The 18,483-nt window shown below is 45.4% G+C and carries 13 protein-coding genes; 10 read left to right on the forward strand and 3 right to left on the reverse strand.

From position 1 onward, the window contains the following. Nucleotides 1-320 precede the first annotated feature (320 nt). The 3 genes from BM265_RS02045 (at nucleotide 321) to BM265_RS02055 (ending at nucleotide 8,871) form a co-directional block, all read left to right on the forward strand. Nucleotides 321-6,101 (forward strand): glycine-rich protein, encoded by a 5,781-nt coding sequence (locus BM265_RS02045; protein ID WP_074959807.1) that lies wholly within the window; start codon nucleotides 321-323, stop codon nucleotides 6,099-6,101. Nucleotides 6,102-6,119: 18 nt separating this feature from the next. Then, the gene (locus BM265_RS02050; RefSeq protein WP_074959808.1) at nucleotides 6,120-7,925 is read left to right on the forward strand and encodes a SpaA isopeptide-forming pilin-related protein; all 1,806 of its coding nucleotides are present in this window, start codon (nucleotides 6,120-6,122) and stop codon (nucleotides 7,923-7,925) included. 124 nt (nucleotides 7,926-8,049) lie between these two features. After that, nucleotides 8,050-8,871 carry a class C sortase gene (locus BM265_RS02055; protein WP_074959809.1) on the forward strand — a complete coding sequence of 274 codons (822 nt, stop codon included), beginning with the start codon at nucleotides 8,050-8,052 and terminating at the stop codon, nucleotides 8,869-8,871. Between the two features lie 230 nt (nucleotides 8,872-9,101). Here the strand turns inward: BM265_RS02055 and BM265_RS02060 are convergent, their stop codons facing one another. Next, the gene (locus tag BM265_RS02060; RefSeq protein WP_242940748.1) at nucleotides 9,102-10,019 is read right to left on the reverse strand and encodes an AraC family transcriptional regulator; all 918 of its coding nucleotides are present in this window, start codon (nucleotides 10,017-10,019) and stop codon (nucleotides 9,102-9,104) included. A gap of 253 nt (nucleotides 10,020-10,272) precedes the next feature. On the opposite strand from BM265_RS02060, the gene BM265_RS02065 reads away from it, so the two are divergent. The 7 genes from BM265_RS02065 (at nucleotide 10,273) to BM265_RS02095 (ending at nucleotide 16,895) form a co-directional block, all read left to right on the forward strand. Beyond that, nucleotides 10,273-11,172 (forward strand): hypothetical protein, encoded by a 900-nt coding sequence (locus tag BM265_RS02065; RefSeq protein WP_074959811.1) that lies wholly within the window; start codon nucleotides 10,273-10,275, stop codon nucleotides 11,170-11,172. A gap of 46 nt (nucleotides 11,173-11,218) precedes the next feature. Continuing rightward, complete coding sequence (locus BM265_RS02070; RefSeq protein WP_074959812.1) at nucleotides 11,219-13,294, forward strand: glycoside hydrolase family 3 C-terminal domain-containing protein; 2,076 nt, start codon at nucleotides 11,219-11,221, stop codon at nucleotides 13,292-13,294. Between the two features lie 316 nt (nucleotides 13,295-13,610). Beyond that, complete coding sequence (locus BM265_RS02075) at nucleotides 13,611-14,168, forward strand: hypothetical protein (RefSeq protein ID WP_074959813.1); 558 nt, start codon at nucleotides 13,611-13,613, stop codon at nucleotides 14,166-14,168. Nucleotide 14,169: 1 nt separating this feature from the next. Next, nucleotides 14,170-14,373 (forward strand): helix-turn-helix transcriptional regulator, encoded by a 204-nt coding sequence (locus tag BM265_RS02080; RefSeq protein ID WP_074833211.1) that lies wholly within the window; start codon nucleotides 14,170-14,172, stop codon nucleotides 14,371-14,373. Nucleotides 14,374-14,401: 28 nt separating this feature from the next. Next, a complete protein-coding gene (locus BM265_RS02085) occupies nucleotides 14,402-15,289 on the forward strand; it encodes a CPBP family intramembrane glutamic endopeptidase (RefSeq protein WP_143098650.1) in 888 nt (295 codons plus the stop codon). Nucleotides 15,290-15,315: 26 nt separating this feature from the next. Then, the gene (locus BM265_RS02090) at nucleotides 15,316-16,032 is read left to right on the forward strand and encodes a hypothetical protein (protein WP_074959815.1); all 717 of its coding nucleotides are present in this window, start codon (nucleotides 15,316-15,318) and stop codon (nucleotides 16,030-16,032) included. A gap of 20 nt (nucleotides 16,033-16,052) precedes the next feature. Next, on the forward strand, nucleotides 16,053-16,895 hold the full coding sequence (locus BM265_RS02095; RefSeq protein ID WP_074959816.1) for a fumarate hydratase: 843 nt from the start codon (nucleotides 16,053-16,055) through the stop codon (nucleotides 16,893-16,895). Nucleotides 16,896-17,034: 139 nt separating this feature from the next. Here the strand turns inward: BM265_RS02095 and BM265_RS02100 are convergent, their stop codons facing one another. Both BM265_RS02100 and efp read right to left on the reverse strand, forming a co-directional pair. Then, nucleotides 17,035-17,448, reverse strand: a complete 414-nt coding sequence (locus BM265_RS02100; protein ID WP_074834625.1) for a CD1247 N-terminal domain-containing protein — start codon at nucleotides 17,446-17,448, stop codon at nucleotides 17,035-17,037. Nucleotides 17,449-17,493: 45 nt separating this feature from the next. Continuing rightward, entirely contained in the window at nucleotides 17,494-18,051 is a 558-nt protein-coding gene (gene efp / locus BM265_RS02105) for an elongation factor P (protein WP_074834628.1), read from the reverse strand. Nucleotides 18,052-18,483: the final 432 nt, after the last annotated feature.

An 18,483-nucleotide genomic window follows, 5' to 3' on the forward strand; every position in this document is an offset into this window, starting at 1 on the left:
GTGCTAAAATCCATTTATTTCCGATAATTTGCGAAAATTACCAATAGGGAATGCGTATATTAATGGCTGTAAATATTTTAATAAATTAACAATGCGTGATTTATGTGTTAATAGTAAACAAATATCATTCTCAAATATGTTTATTCATACAAAAATTCCCTTAATGGGCTTCAAAACCCGTTTTTGTTATTGACAGAATCCAACTACTGTGCTATAATCTTTGTAAGTTAAGAACAATATTCTTTGATATTAACCATCAGTATTTGTATAGTACTGACAATTTTATTGTGCAAAAATTTGGATGAAAGGAGTGGAGAACGTTGACGAGCAAAAAGAGCAGCAAACTGACCAAGCGAATTTCTGCGTTTACAATGGCAGCACTGGTAGTTATGGAGCAGTTTGCTTATTTTCCTCAGATAGTTGTTTCGGCGGCAAGATCCGCTTCTGACAGCGGCTCCGTTGAATTCCCTGAGGTACACAATACAAATGACGTATCCGCTATACTTTCTCACAGCGATCAGCTGATAGACAACGGCGACGGTACATTTACCTTTACTACTGAGCTCAAGTCCTCTTACTCGTACTTCGATGAGAGCAGAAATTGGATGCAGAGCCAGGACGGAAGTTATACTCTTGATAAAGCAGGCACATACCTTATCGAACTCTGGGGCGGCGATGGCGGCGACGGCAGTTCCATGTTCCCTTTGAGTTTCAAAGCAGGTGCAGGCGGCAAGGGCGGCTTCGTATACGGACTCCTTGAAGTCAGCGAAGAACTGGCTGCTCAGAAGAAGAAACTCTACTACGAGATAGGCAGCCGCGGTCTCAGCGAGACAAGACGGTACGACAGCGGCGGTACCGGCGGTATCGGCGGCGGTGCGGGCGATATAGTTATATTCTCGGTAGGCGCAGGCGGAGGTTATTCTGCTGTGTACCTTATGGATGAAAATGAAGAATTAACTGATACTGTACGCAACGACCCGAGCAAGGTGCTTATGATAGCCGGCGGCGGCGGCGGCGGCGGTGCAGGTGCAGCGCTGCATACTCTCCCCGGATTATTTGGCGGCGATGGCAAAGCCAACGGCGGTGACGGCGGTACTTTTGACAGCGATATAAGCGAAGTTCCCAATATCGAAAACTTCGTATCATCGAATACTTATGTAGGTAAATACTACGCAGGCGAAAATGGTTCCACATCAGGTACCAAGGGCGCTTACGTGGGTAAGGGCGGAACCGATATCCCCGGTGAGATAGTGACCAGTTTTATAGGCTATCTGGCAGCTTCTTCCTATCCTAATGACTGGCAGAAGACTTATCACCCCGAACTTGACCGCGGTGTCGGCGGCGCAAGTAACTTCCGCGGTGGCGGCGGCGGTGCAGGATTTGCAGGCGGCAGCGGCGGTATGCAGAATGAGCCCGTTGACGCACGAAATGTCGGCGGTGGCGGCGGCGGTTCTTCCTATGTGGGTAAGTTCTCAAATTTCACACCCAGAGATAAGGGCGACGCAAACTACTTTGTTAATAGAGAAGACAATACAAATTCCGATACAGGCGGTGCGGTAGTTATAAGACATCTGTCAAATAACGGCACAGATTACAACTACCTTAACAGTATAGAGGTCAGCGGTGACATATCACAGTATTTTGATGTTGTATCCACCAACGGCACACCCAGCGGAAACAGCTTTACTAAAACCGGCTCGGTAGCACCTGTAAGCTCAGGTCTTGCAAAGGGTCAGGAAAAAGACAAGCTGACAGTATCCGTAACTATCAGACCCAAGGCTCAGTTCATGGGCGGTGTCAGAGTTCCCATATTCAATGAGGACGGCTCGACATTAACAGTCACCGGCGGAACAAAGACCACCCATATCACACTGGGCGACGATGTAAAGTATGTCAATGTACCTTACAACATCAGTATAAAGACCAAGAACTCCACGGTGCATCAAAATGATGCTATCACAAAGGCTGACCTTTATGCCGATGGTTACAATGAGATAGCATACAACTCAAACGACCCCATGCAGGATTTCATAACAGGCATAAGCTATGAGATCGCTCGTGATGGAAACGCTTATACTGCAAGCGGAAGTTTTGGATATACTATCTCAGCATCCGATGTTGGCAATACATTATATCCGGATATCAGGGTCACACTTGGTGTACCTGCAAACGTAACACCGGCTAAGGTGGGAGATGCAGGAAGCAACGTGATCGTAAAGAAAGCAACACTGAGATGTGTTGATGACACCATGTTCAATGTTGGCGGTATTGAACTCAATGCAGAAAAGTCACTGGTCTATAATGAAGAAGATGGCACTTATAATCTGACTGTTGATACAACAGTAGCTTCTGAACTTACCGGTAATAATTTCTATATAATTGATTATGATTCTAGTTTACATGATAAAGTACACGCTGCAACACAGGATACAAATAGTGACGGCTTCAATCATTTACCTGCTCTAAATCATCAGGGAAATACAAGAACAAAGATTAATAGTGCTACTTATTATAGCAATCAGAGTTTGAATATAACATATGGTCCTGGTTATTATTTTGTTCAGGTTTGGGGCGGTGACGGCGGTTCAGGAGGATATTATGGAACTAATGGAACAGAAGGAGGTAGCGGCGGCAAAGGAGGATATAACTGTGGTTATATTTACATAGAGGACACATCTAATGTTTCACTCGTAGTAGGAGAAAGAGGATATGACGGTGCATATTTTAACAACAGAGATCTTTCGGATAAAACCGGTGCGTATGGCGGCGGTTGCACATGGCTTAGAATCGGTGATGATATCATGATAGCTGGCGGAGGTGGCGGAGGAACACCTGTATATGCATCTACAAATGGAGGTAATCCTAATCAAGCAGGCAAGCCTGGTTATTCAGGATATGGGTATGTTCCGACCGATGACAAGTTCGATATCCCAAATCTTCCTGTTGATCCTGGTACAGGAATCCGTTCTGATGGTGACCCGAACAATTACGAGGTTTATAACGGTGAAACTGCTGTTATAAATCCAAACGATAACACAGATGTAACACCTGGCATGGCAGGCGGTAATTATTCTTCTTCAGGATTCAAGTCAGATCTTTCAGAATTTACAGAATTACCATATGATCCGAAAGAATATTTTATTTTTTATAACACCACTAAACCGTTAAGGTCTGGTACAGACTACGGGAATGGTGGAGTTAGAGTAGTCAGACTTGGTTTGAAGGGCGGTTACATCTTAGGCGGTGAAACAGTTCTTGAAATGACAGCTGATGAAATTACAGCTTTAAAGGCTTCACCTGCGGATGCTATATCTGGTGCTGCACAGAGTAACCCCGAAAACTTCACACTCAAAGAAACAATATCAAAGTATTTTGATATCGTAGGCATCAAAGTCAATAATGAAGAACTGAATGATGATTATCCTATAAGCAATGGTACAGACTCTACAGAAAAATCTGTGGATTTTGGAATCACACCAACGGTTACAAATGCCAGCGCAACAGCGATAGGCACAGAATCAAACTACTATCCGATGCCCGAACTAACGGATTATAATCATTTCACTAAGACCCAATACAGTTACGAATACGACTTTGACGGCAGCGGAACGGTAACGTTCAAGCTAAAACCAAAAGACGGTTTCTTAGGCGGTAACGATGTACCTCTGCTTATCGACGCAACACTGTCGCGTAAGAATGGCGAAAGTGCTGATGTTACGGATATCCCCCCACTTGACTACACCGACTTTGCAAATGTAAAGCTGGCGGGTGAAACTCTGGAGCCTACCATAACCTCCGACCCGATATTCGTTGACTACGGTTCTACGATAACAGCTGATATTTTCAGCGTAAATGCGGCGGCTTATAACGCACTTGATCCCGAGGACTGGCAGGACGATCATGCAGATTATGGTGCCCTGTCTTACGAACCCACACTGGGAACTAAGATAACAGCTGATACGGATTACATCCTTACAGCATCGCTGGAAGCTGATTCCGCAGCAAGCAAGGCGAAGGTCATCGATGAAGTGGATACGGCTGAAAGGAACTTCAAAGTTCCCGTATACGTAAGCTATCCCATAGACCTTCAGCTTGAAAATCTTACATCAGATGCGGCGGATAAGTTCCCCACAACGGTTGAAGATACCGAACTGGTATTCGATATCTATGCTGCTGACGGCTATGATCTTCCCGCAGCAGAAAATGTGGAGATAACCAACACAGATACCACAGACCCCAATGCTGAACCCACTGTTATAACAGATGCATTGGTCGAGAAGATAGGCGATAAGATAACAGTCTATATCCCGAGAAAAAGCATAACAGGCAAAGTCACAGTAAAAGCTTCGGGCGTGAACGCTAAGCACAGCGTAAAGTACTACTATCAGATGTACGACCCCGTGGGCAAGGCGATAAGCCTTGAAGAAGCAGTTGACAGCAAGACATTCGCTAACGGCGAGGTTATCACCGGTATCACCTATCCCTCACGTCCCGACGAATACCCCGACGGTTACGACGGCTACTTCTGGGACTGGTCCATAGAAGCCGATAACAACGGCGATCATATCATGGGTCAGGAAGATGTGATAATAGTTGGTACTTACAAACCGATAACCTACGCTATAAAAGTAAACTATTACACCAAGGAAAGCGAAGATGATCCGAATCCTCAGCTTCGGGGAACATACATATCTCCGCTTGACAGGACACTGTATGATAACGGTACATACAAGATCGCACTTACCAAGGGCGCTGAGTTCTACATAGCCTCTCCCGATTTCGAGGGATATGTAACAGATACTCCCTATATAGCGGGCGTGGTGGACGATGCGTTCATAGATACTCTTGACGAAACTGTTGACGGACATCCGTCCATGACAGTCGCTGTGTATTACACCAAAGTTCCCGATGACACTGAACTTATAGTGAACTTCGTGAAATGTGATGTAAGAGGCGCACCTCTGGGTATAGCTTCGGATAAACATATAATAGGTGATAATAACTACGATTACAGCGGAATCCAGGCTGCTATCGACAGCTGGATAACTTCTGCAAGTGAGGTAGTAAAGATCACAAAGGTCGAAGAAGATGCTTCAGAAACAAAAGTCACTGCTATCACAGCAGCGGGAACATACAACGTATACTACCGCGATATCCCCAAAAAAGTGACGATCAACTTCTACAAAAACATCGGAGATGCTGAGACCGTGGCTACAAGAACAGCTGTCATCGGCAGAGAGTACAGCTACGATCCCGACAAGGACGACTACATACCTCTTCCTACAGCTGTTGATCCCACACATGAATATCGTCATACAGGCTGGCAGACAGATTCAGGCGATATCATCGAGGACGATATGATAGTAAGTATAGAAGGAGAAACTATCGATCTCTACGCTGTATGGGAATCTTCAAAGATAACGATAACCGTAAAGTATCTGTATGCCTGGAACGTGATTGATACCACGATCCGCGGCACAGAAGCCAATGCTCAGTATGTGCATCAGACCGACTACGGTAAGAGCTACGATATCATTTCACCTACTTTACAGAACTATACTGCTGAACCGCTGCGTGTAACAGGTGTTGCTCTGGCAGACAAGCAGGAAACAGTTTTCTACAAGGATAATGATTCATCGAGCATTACTATCAAGGCGAATATTTACAGCACATACTATCAGGACAGCGACAGCGGAAACGCCGCAGACGGAGCACCTCTCCTCAAGGGCGGTACATTCGGGCTGTACGCTGAGGACGGAACACTGATCGGTACAAAGCAGAACACAAGCGGCATTGTATCGTGGGATAATACAGAATTCGATATCAGACAGGGCATGACCTACACTATAAAGTGTACTTCACCGCCTCCTGGTTACGGAGATGGCGAAGCAGAGGTAACAGTCGGAACATCCGATGGTGCCATAGTCATAGACGATATCGAGATATTCCTCGATGTTTCACCGTTTGACCTGCCATACGCCGGCAGTACACCGATGACAGGATACACTGTTTTCGGATTATCAACAATGGTACTTGCTGTTTTCCTGCTGTTCGTACATATGCGCAGTAAAACAGAAGAAGAAAAAATCAGAAAAACTTAAATATAGGAGGGTCTAACTATGAAAAAAATGTTTAAACGCACAACAGCAATAGCTGCTTCAGCACTCATGATCGGTCAGATGGTACCTTTCAACGTATTTGCAGATCAGACAGACGGTAAAACCAATCTGAGAATACATCCATATGTATTAAGTGAAGAAAATTATAATGCAGCGAAAGCATCAGACTATACACCCACAGGTAAAGCTAACGTTGATGGTAACTGGGTGGCAGATGCTTATGGTGAAGAAACTGCGGGTATTACATTCGATATCGTTGAAGTAAATACTGATGGTTCTGTTAAAGTGGATGGATACCATGATGAAGGCAAGACGGTATTTACTGGTTTGCCAAACGCTTTCTATAAGATAGTACCAAACAGAGAAGATCATACAGACGCCCGATTCAAAGATGCAGAGGCTTTCTATATTCATCTGCCTGCAGTAGTTAATGGTGCAGCGTTATTTGATGTTGATATTTATCCCAAGCTGACAGAAAATAATGATACCAATGATGACAGCGCCGATCCTGAGACAGAGACAGTTCCTGCTACCGATCCTGCTACCACTCCTAACAAGCACGCTATCAAGCTGAAAAAGCAGCTGAGTGACAGTGACACATGGAAGACAGGTTTAAGCGCTAAATTTGAGATCTACTACCAGGATACGCTTGATAACTGGGTAGATGTAGGTGAATTTACAACAGACAGTGACGGTGTTATTCAGGTCGATGGTCTGCCTCTCGGAACATATTGGGCAGTTGAGCAGGAACAGCCCGAGGGTTATCTGCTCGATCAGACACCTATCAAGTTTGAACTTGACGGTTCAGGTGAGATATCCAAGCAGGTAAAAACTTTTTCTAATGACAAGAAACTGGAAGTTGCAAAGGAAGTAATTACCGAAGGTACCGGTACAGGTCTGCAATACAAGTGGAAGATTACAGCAGATGTTCCCGGAAAGAAAGAAAATCTTCTGAGCTATACTATCACTGATAAGTATACAGATCTGGATATTACAGATATTGCAATAGACGGATTTACCCAGGGTACAGATTACACAATTACAGAGGATACCGATGCAGGTACAGTTACTATCGCATTTACCAAAACTGGTATTGGTAAGCTTTCAGGTACAAGTCTTGAGATAATCGTTACATCTAACAAGGCTGGTTCAGGCGCATCGGTAGCCAACCAAGCATCGATCGCATATAAGTATGCTTACAATCCTAATACAGAAGATGAAATACCTGATGATATCCCCGGCATAATTGATCCTGATGATGATGATTCATATCCCGGCGTAACAAGCTTCCCTGTAGATCCTGAAAATCCTGATCCCAAAACCAAGGACGAATTCACACCTGCAACCATCACTATCTCGAACTATGAAACCGGTAAATCTGTTGAGTTGTCAGGCGGTGTATACGAAATTTCACGCTGCAGCCAGCATAAAGACTCGGATTATTCAGGTGATGTCGTAACTCTTGCAAACCTTGCACCCGGTGAGTACACCATCAAGCAGCTTGCAACAAAGTCAGGCTATTATGTAGAAGAGGATGCAGCTAAGAATACAAAGACCATCTACATCGATAAGGATGGTACAGTATACGAAGGTACAGAAGCTAGTCATACTACTGTTCTTGCAAATAACAAGGTAATATTCTACAACGATAAGACCGTTGAAGGTTTCGATCTGCCTTTCACAGGTACAACTGCAACTATCGTATTCACAATAGCTGGTATCGGCATAATGGGCGGAGCAATGTTCTTCATCTTCATCCTCTTCAAGAAGAGAGACAAGGACGAAGAAGACAAGGAAAATGCTTGATCTGATGTGTGAACGATATTTCGGAAAATATTTAAGACCCTCCGATATACGCACATGATCTTAAGCTGATAAAAGGTGCCGCTTGCTTTGCTGGCGGCACTGCCTTTGTAAGGAGGACAAGCTGTTGAGTAAAAAGAAAAAGAAGAATAAACGTCTGGCTATAATTCTGCTAATACTGGTGTTCCTTATAGGTCTGGGATTATTTCTTTATCCCTTTATCAGCAAGATCATCATAAGCAAACAGGTTGAAGAGAATATACAGGAATACAAGGACGATCTGACAAGGATAATCGAAGAAGCCGAGGAAAACGGCGATCTTGAGCTCGGGGACGATGTTCCCCGTGACGAAGACGGCAATCCTGCACCCTATGAAAAGGTGCGCTACGAGAAAGAGGCTGAGGAAAAGCAGCCGTACCTCAACGAACTGTATCAGTATATGCGCAGGCGTAATAAGGAACTGTACGAATCTGGACAGGCTCAGCTGAATTCTGATTCGGCTTACAAGTATCCCGAGTTCGATCTTATCGATTACGGAGTTAAAACACAGAGTATAGGCTTGCTGCAGATAGAAAAGCTGGATCTGAAGCTGCCGCTGTTCCTGGGCGCCAATGATGCGAATCTTACAGCGGGCTGCGGACATCTGACCTACACCTCCTACCCAATAGGTGATGTAAATACGAACTGTGTAATAGCAGTTCACCGCGGACTTGGCGGTTCGGATTTCCTCAGGCACGTAGATAAGCTTGCGAGCGGTGATATAATCAAGCTCCAGAATTATTGGTACACTATGGAATACCGCGTGGTAAGCACTAAGATAGTTGACCCTGATGCGGTTGACTCAATACTGATACAGCCCGGAAAGGACACTCTGACGCTGTACACCTGTCACCCATACGGAATAAACAACCAGAGGTATCTGGTATACTGTGAGCGTGTGACATCGTAATAATGAAGGATATTATAGGATAATTTAAAGAACGCCGTTCTCTTAGCGAGAACGGCGTTTTTGGGAAGTTCACTGTGCTTTTATAGTTCAATCTACATTTTGTTTTTGCACCTTGGTGATTAGGGCTCTGCTAACAGTCATCTTTGCTGATTGTGCAAACATCCCGCAAGTTTTTCGCGAAAGGCTTGAGCCAAAGCTAATTACTTGGCAGTTTTCATTTTCCAGTTTACTCAATCCCCCGAAACATTCGTCAGCTTATACAGCTTTCTGAATTCTGTCGGAGTACAGCCCTTTATCTCCCTGAATACTCTGTTAAAGGTTGTCAGGCTGGAAAAACCTACCTGCATTGCAGCTTCTGTTACCGAGATATTCTCGTCAAGCAGAAGCATCTCCGCGGCTTTTATCCTTCTGTGATTCAAAAAGCTTATGAAGGTCGTTCGGCTGTATTTCTTGAATATTCGCGAAAAATGATACTTGCTGTATCCTGCCATCCTAGCCAGATCATCAAGCGTGATGTTGTACATATAGTTCTGCTCGATGTACTTGATGATGCTTCCGAATTTCTCCAGATATTTCTCATCGTCATACTTCACGGCACTTATCTGATTTTCCTTGATCCTCGCAAGCAGTGTAAGCAGCTTGATGTAGATGTATACTTCGGAAAGAACATCAAAATTGCTGTACAGCGTGTATACCTCTTTAATAAGGTTGCCCAGAGATATCCTGAGTTCCTCATCGGATTCCTCGCCTATCATAACAGGTGATTTCAGCACCGAGTAAAGGTCGTATAACGCTGGATTCGAGCTTATGCTCCTGTTGTCAAACAGCATGATAAGTCTGCGTCCCGACTGCGCTTTCATTGCGTGCAGTGTGCCCGCAGGTACTATCATTATATCCCGCTCGTGCAGTTCGTAAGTCTTGCCGTCGCATATCATCGTATAACCGTTTGTCAGCGGCATTACTATCTCGATCGCATTGTGCCAGTGCATAGGATATTCTTCTGTATCTACATTGTCGTAGATAAGCACACTTCGGTTCTCGATATAATCGACTGTCTCAAAATCCCCGTCCAGATGTACTATCATGATCGTTTCTACCCCCGTCTTATGACGCGGCATTACTACCCTTGCCGCGAAAAATAACTCCATTTTATTCCTGACTGATATTCCAAAATGACTTGTCTGCATTCCACCTGACAGACAAATAATTGCTCTACCTTGTTACATATTATAACACAAACCTTTTGATTTTTCAATATATTCAACAGAGAATTCCGTATTTTATCACAATTTTTTTATATAAAATAAGCAATATTTGTGACCGATAACGCAAGAATTGAGTTGCAAAAATCGGGCATTCAGTGTATAATCAAAGAACAATATGCAAGCGGAGGTGCTTTTTATGAGCGTTAAGATATCAGAAAAAGAGTATAAAAGCTACGGTAAATGCGTGTTTATAGAGAATGATTCCTGTGCTCTCGCTGTGACTGTTGAATTCGGTCCGAGAGTTATTTACTTCGCACTTAACGGCAAAGAAAATGTTATGCTGGAAGACGAAGAGGGCAGCTTCACTGTTGATGTTGAGGGCTACGGCACCTGGCGCAACAGAGGCGGTCACAGGCTGTGGGTAGCTCCCGAGCTTATCCCCGAGACCTATAATCCCGATAATGACCCCGTTGCATACAAAGCAGACGGCGATACCGTAACATTCACACCACCCGCTACGCCTTTCGGCAAGCAGCTTGAAACTGTTATTACTCTCGATGCGAGCAAGCCGATAGTTACAGTTACACAGCGCATAAAGAATATCGGCGATAAGGAAGCTGATTTCGCACTGTGGTCAATAACAGGTCTTACCGCAGGCGGTACGGCTGTTATACCTATGTGTACAAGAAAATCGGGCTATCTGCCTAACAGAGTTATGAGCCTTTGGGATTATTCCGATGTGAACGACCCACGCTTCAAGCTGACTAACGAGTATGTCCGCATCAGACAGGACAAGTTCATACAGGGCGCTTTCAAGGCAGGCTTCAATGTTGAGGACGGCTTTGCTGCTTACGCTGTTAACGAGCAGATATTCGTTAAGTGCTTCGGTGAGTATCAGTTTGTTGAATACCCCGATTATTCCTGTAATTTTGAAATGTATACAAACAGCAAATTCCTAGAGTGTGAGATACTTGGTGAAAAGAGAAAGTATCAGCCGGGCGAGACCGCCGAGGTCACTGAGACATGGCATCTGCTGGATAACAAGGGAGATATAGAGCCTCAGCTTGATAAGATAAGAGCGGCTGTAGGCAAATGATCGGATGATCCGATATGATATGATATGAAAGGTTAGGAGGAAGGTCATGAAAAAGTACCTTGATGAAACCCTCTCTGCAGAGGAAAGAGCCGAAGCGCTCACAGATGAGATGACTACGGAGGAACAGGCATCTCAGCTGAGATATGATGCACCTGCCGTTCCGAGACTGGGCATACCCGCATACAACTGGTGGAACGAGGGCATACACGGTTTTGCACGTTCAGGCGTTGCTACAATGTTCCCACAGGCAATAGGTCTTGCAGCTATGTTCGATGACGAGCTGACACAGAAGACCGCAGAAGTTACTTCTGAGGAAGTAAGAGCAAAATACAATGTCTACACTAAGGAGGAAGACCGCGATATCTATAAGGGTCTTACTCTGTGGGCACCTAATATAAATATATTCCGTGATCCCCGCTGGGGCAGAGGTCATGAGACTTTCGGTGAGGATCCTTATCTCACCACACGCAACGGCAAGGCTGTTGTAAGAGGTCTTCAGGGTGACGGTAAGGTCATGAAGGCAGCTGCCTGCGCAAAGCATTTCGCAGTACACAGCGGTCCTGAGGCTATACGTCATTCATTCGATGCAAAGGCAAACGCTAAGGATATGGAGGAGACCTATCTCCCCGCATTTGAAGCACTGGTAAAGGAAGCAAAGGTAGAGAGCGTTATGGGCGCGTACAACCGTGTAAACGGCGAGCCTGCCTGCGCAAGTGACTACCTGATGGCAAAGCTGAAGGAATGGGGCTTTGACGGCTATTTCGTTTCTGACTGCTGGGCTATCCGTGATTTCCACGAGAACCACATGGTAACAGCAAATGCCATCGAATCTACTGCTATGGCACTGAAAGCAGGCTGCGACGTTAACTGCGGCTGTACTTATCAGAATCTTCTGGTTGCCCTCGAAAAGGGTGCTGTTACTAAGGAAGATATCCGTACTGCCTGCGTACATCTGATGCGCACAAGAATGAGACTTGGTATGTTCGATAAGAAGACCGAGTTCGATGATATCCCATATGATAAGGTTGCCTGCAAGGAACACAAGGCTATCTCGCTGGAGTGTGCTGAGAAGTCCCTTGTTATGCTGGAGAACAACGGCATACTTCCTATCGATGAAAGCAAGTACAAGACTATCGCTGTTATCGGTCCCAATTCGGACAGCAGAACAGCACTGGAGGGCAACTACAACGGTCTCTCCGACAGATATATCACATTCCTGAACGGCATTCAGGACAGATTCAGCGGAAGAGTCATCTTCGCTGAGGGCTGCCACCTGTACAAGGACAGAGTTTCAAATCTGGCACAGGCAGGCGACCGCTATGCCGAGGCTGTTGCAGCAGCTAAGTTCGCCGATATGACCATCCTTTGTCTGGGTCTTGACGCTACCATCGAGGGCGAAGAGGGCGATACAGGCAACGAGTTCTCCTCTGGCGACAAGAACGGTCTGACACTGCCTCCTCCCCAGAGAGAACTGGTGAAGAAGATAATGGCACTGGGCAAACCTGTTGTTACTGTTGTATGCGCAGGTTCAGCTATAAATCCCGAAAGCAAGCCCGATGCACTGATACACGCATTCTATCCCGGTGAAATGGGCGGCAAGGCGCTGGCAGAAGTTCTCTTCGGCGACGTTTCACCCTCGGGCAAGCTGCCTGTTACATTCTACGAGGATACAGACAAGCTTCCCGAATTCACTGATTATTCCATGAAGGGCAGAACATACCGCTACACCACCGATAACGTGCTGTATCCTTTCGGCTACGGTCTTACATACGGCGGCGTAAAGGTAACAAAGGTTGAATACAAGGACGGCAAGGCAGTTGTTACCGCAGAAAACAGCGGCAAGGCTACCGAGGACGTTATACAGCTTTACATGAAGGATTACTGCGAGCACGCAGTACCCAATGTCAGCCTGTGCGGATTCAAGCGCGTTAAGCTGAATGAAGGCGAGACAGCTGTATTCGAGATAGAAGTGCCCGAAAAGGCATTTACCGCAGTTGATGACAACGGCGTGAGAAAGGTATTCGGCAATAAGTTCACACTGTTTGCAGGTACATCTCAGCCTGATGCACTCAGCGAAAAGCTGACAGGCATCAAGTGCGCAAGCGTTGATATAACCAAGTAAGGCGCACATCAAACTTGCATTACTCTCTCTCATATATACCCATTAAACGCGGAAAGCTCTCTTTTGAGGGCTTTTTTGCGTATATAAATGTGCTGAGATGTTATGCGTTTTGCACTATCGGCTGTCCGTTCTCCACTGCTCTGCTGTGAGATGTTACAAAGGTGATAAATTTATCACATCAGCCATTGACAAATATAATTAGATGTGATATTATTGTCACATAAGGTGATGAATATATCACTTCTTGCGGAATATCAAAGCTTTGATAAAAAAACAAAAAGACAGCAGAACAAAAGACAATAACGGAGGCATTAGTATGCGCGACAACGACAAGATCAGACAGCTGTACAAGGAATATCAGCGCAGAGATGTTACACGCGCCGAAAGGCAAGAAATGCTTGAAAAGATAGCTCGCGAGCGTTATAAGTCCGACCCGAGAAAGCCCATAAGTGTCAAGGGGCAGGCACTTGTAAACCTGCTGCTGGGTGTGGTCATGACGGTGATAGCTGTATCTGCGCTGATATCAAGATCGATAGGCAACATAAAACAGCAGACCCCGACTGTTCTTGCGGCGGCAGCAGTGTATGTTGTGCTGATGGTGATCTCGTGCAGATACAAAAAGGAGCCCGAGGACGAACTCGCCAAGGAGCTTATGCTGAAAGCTACGGCATATTCGGCTGAGGGTCTGATAATCTTCACCATGGTCTTTGGCATGATAGTTCATATGGCGTGCAACCGCGCCCATAAAGCTAATGTGTGCATAACAGGCGAAATGGTCATGTGGTACGGCTACCTGATGATAGGTGCTTATTATGTGCTGAGGAATGCTTTCTATCTCTGGCTCGACAGAACTCCCGAAGCTGAGGAGGAATGATATGCCCGAACTCAAAACAAGAATAAAAGAACTCAGGGCTTCAAGGGATATGAAGCAGGGCGACCTTGCAGAACTTGTGGGCGTGAGAAGAGAAACTATCATCAGGCTTGAAAAAGGGCAGTACAACCCCTCTTTGAAGCTGGCGATGGACATAGCTGCAGTATTCGGCGTATCGGTGGAAGAGATATTCAGCTTTGAAGAATGACAGACAAAAAACAGAAAGGGCAATTAAAATGGATAAAGAAATTATACAAGATAAAACTCATGAAAGCAGTTCACAGCTGACGGGCAAGAAGGCACTTATTTCGATCGTGACGATAATAGGCTCTTTAGGAAGCTTTCTTCTTTCCTCAAGAATTGGCGGCATGATATGCCGCGCTCTTGATATATCGGGCTACAAGGCGCAGTTCATATGTGCGCTGATATCTCTGACATTTTACACGGTGATACTCGCTCTGCTGCATAAAAAGAAAGTCCTTTATTCAAAAGGCAACGGCTTTTTCGGCGGACTGATCACAGGATTTCTCATGATATACGCAAGTATCACTTCCGTGATAAATGCGCTGTTTCTGGATACTTCTGACAATAAGATGAAATTCGTCACACCAACAGGACTGAAGTTCGGTTCTGAGCAGGTCTGGTGTATACTTGCTCTGCTGTTTGCGGCGGGGATATGCGAGGAACTGCTTTTCAGAGGCATAATCTTCAACGTACTGAGAGACCTCTTCGGCAGAGACAGCACCAAAGGCACCATAGCCGCTATTTTCACCTCGGGCGTGCTTTTTGGACTGTATCATTTATTGAACATTTTTGCAGGAGTAAGCATTGATGCTGTTATACCTCAGGTGATATCCACCGCAGGTGTGGGCGTATTCCTCGCTGCCGTATACGCAAGATGGGGAAATATCTGGATAACAGTTTTCCTGCACGCATTCATGGATATCTGCGTTGTGCTTCCCACAAGCATGAAAAACAATGCGGATATAGTTGAATCTATCAACACAACAATGTCAGACCCGACCAAGTACATAGGCGTTGTTGTTTACGTGATCCTCGCTATATATCTGCTTAGAGAAGAAAAGAGACCCCAGATGTTCACATACAGCGTCAGCGATGACTGACCGCAGAATAACGGAGGATTTTTCCTATGGCTGAAAACTACCGAATACCACTACATTTCAAGACAGGCTGTTACGGCTTAGGCGAGCTGAAAGACAGCGGCGGTGAATGTATCGAATTCACCGTGTGTCCCTGCGATATGATGATGTACAATGTTCCCGCAAGCGGCTGTCGGGTGGAGCTTTACGAACTCAGCTGCGATACATTTGAGAGTCAGCTGAAAGTAACCTATGACGAAAATGGCGATATCAGGTTCGCTGAGCTTCATGACGGTGAAGAAATCAGACTGCTGTATATCAATCTTCCTGATGAGGAAACAGCAGAAGCAGAAGTTCTGGACTTTGCCGAACAGACCGCGGAGATACTTTCGGCGGAGCTTATTTCTCGTCACGAAAAGGCGGCAAGGCTGTTTGTAGAGTATCACAGGGATATGTGGACAGACTTTGCCGTGAAGATAGGCACAACCGAAGAAATGCAGGCGGCGGTGGATAGTATCCCCGAAGAAAAACGGACGGAACGTCTGGCAGAATACGTAAAAAACAACAGCGGCGATTATCCGAATGCCAAGCGCATACCTTGGGATACCTACACTTTCAGCATAATGATAATGTGTTCGCCTTCGGGTACGGGGCAGAAGCTTACGGATACAGCAATAGAAACAGTCATAAACGGTATAAGGCGCATGGCAGAACCTGCGCTGGAAAAGACCGAAGATTACAGATTCATCGCGGAAGAATACGATTGATGAAAACAGGAGGAGCTATTATGCGAGAGATCAATGTCAGTGAAGTAGAAGAGCTTATAAGAGAGCTTTGCATCAAGGCGAACCTTTATCTGCCCGAGGATATGGAGCAGTGCATAAAGGCGGGGGCTGCAAAGGAGAGCTCGCCTGTGGGCAAAAATGTGTTTGATGATATCATCAGCAATATAAACGTAGCCCGCGATGAAACTATACCGATATGCCAGGATACAGGTATGGCGGTAATATTCATGGAGGTAGGTCAGGACGTTCACTTTGTGGGCGGTTCTCTGAATGAGGCTGTAAACAAGGGCGTATCCCGCGGCTACATCGACGGCAGACTGCGCTGTTCCATAGTAAGTGACCCGCTGGAGAGAGTGAATACAGGCGACAATACACCTCCCGTGGTACACCTTAAAATAGTTGACGGTGACAAGGTGAACATCATGGTCGCACCCAAGGGATTCGGCAGCGAGAATATGTCTCAGCTGAAGATGATGACACCCTCTGTTACAAGAGAAGAGATAGTTGACTGGGTAGTGGGAGTATGCGCGAAAGCAGGTTCTAACCCATGTCCACCCATAGTTATAGGCGTTGGTATCGGCGGCGATTTTGAAAAGTGCGCATACCTTGCAAAGAAAGCCCTTTGCAGACCTGTAAGCGAGAGAAATCCGAAGAAGCTGTATGCTGATCTTGAAGCAGAGATACTTGAAAAGATCAACAAGCTGGGCATAGGACCTCAGGGCTTCGGCGGCACACAGACTTGTCTGGCAGTAAATATCGAGGAAGCACCGACACATATCGCTGGACTTCCTGTATCGGTTAATGTGGGCTGTCATGTAACAAGACACGCACAGGGGACGATTTAATAATAGGAAATAGATAGAGCGGGGAGTGACAAGGAGAAGAGCCTTGTCACTCCTCGCTCCTTCGCATACATATAAACAAATAAAAAGGCACTTCCGTCATCTGACAGAAGTGCCCATTACTATTCATGAAAAGCGGATATTATTCCTCGGTCTCATCGTCGGAAAAGTCGAATTCAAGACTCTCTCCACAGTTCGGACATTCGATAGAACCGCTCTCGACCATCTTGTCGTCCATTACAATGGTCTCGCCGCAGGTAGGACATACACACTCATAAAGTGTGTCATCCTCGGGATCATAGTCATAATCCTCATCGTCGTCGTCACCGTAGAACTCATCGTAGAAATCGTCCTCCAGATCGGAAAGATCGTCGCTTAAACTGTCTACTACATCAACAGTCTCGTCAGCCAGAACAGTAACGTCCTCGATAGCCTTTGCCATCTCCTCCATCAGTTCTGCCATAGCCTTCAGTACTTTGCCCTGATCGGTAGTCTCGTCGATCTTCATGCCTTCCATAAGACCCTTGATATAAGCTGCCTTGTTGCTGAGCTCCATTACAGCCGCCCTCCTTTTCACAGATAATGACGTATTTAGTGTGACTTATGCACGCTCCATGTACTCGCAGGTACGTGTATCGATCCTGATCCTGTCGCCGGTGTTGATGAACAGAGGAACTCTGATCTCAGCGCCTGTCTCAACAGTTGCAGGCTTTGTAGCGTTTGTAGCAGTGTTGCCCTTCTCGCCGGGCTCTGTCTCTGTAACCTCGAGGTCTACAAAGAAAGGAGGCTCAACGCCGAATACCTGACCCTTGTAAGAAAGGATCTTACATACCATGTTCTCCTTAACGAACTTGAAGTTGTCAGAAAGCTCGCTCTTGTTTACGGGGATCAGCTCGAATGTCTCTGCGTCCATGAAGTAGTAGAGATCGCCGTCGCTGTAGGAATACTCCATATCCTTTCTCTCAACGTAAGCAGTAGGGAACTTTGCGGTAGGGTTGTATGTCTTTTCAATTACAGAACCTGTGATTACGTTCTTTACCTTAGCTCTTACGAAAGCTGCACCTTTACCGGGCTTAACGTGCTGGAATTCAACGATCTGCATTACGTTGCCTTCCTCTTCAAAAGTCATACCATTTCTGAAATCGCCGGCTGTTACCATATTTAAGTACCTCCATTATTTTCTTTAAAAATATTTGTCCAAATCATATTTGCACATTTACATATCATAATCATACCATATTTCGCGCTCCATTTCAAGTCTTTTAAAAAACTTTTTAAAAATTATTAGCATTAAATTTTTCGCATATTACAGAATCTTCCCTTGATAGGGCGTTTTAGGGTAAAAATTTATATCTTGCCGTTACTGACAGTACAAATTTTTGTGAAAAACTGAAAAGATTATTAAGATTTGAAATTCTCTCTTTAATTTGAAAGCCAAATGTGCTATAATTTTTGGGAAAGCGGAGTGGTGTCCGCTGAAATAAGGTGTTTTATGGAGAAAACAACAAAGGATGAGCCGGCAGTCGGCAGGAATTATTACCAAGGGGCATGACCTCGCAATGGAGCTGCGCCGACGCCCTGTTATGGATAG

This window comes from Hominimerdicola alba, from assembly GCF_900112155.1.
Taxonomy (GTDB): domain Bacteria; phylum Bacillota; class Clostridia; order Oscillospirales; family Ruminococcaceae; genus Hominimerdicola; species Hominimerdicola alba_D.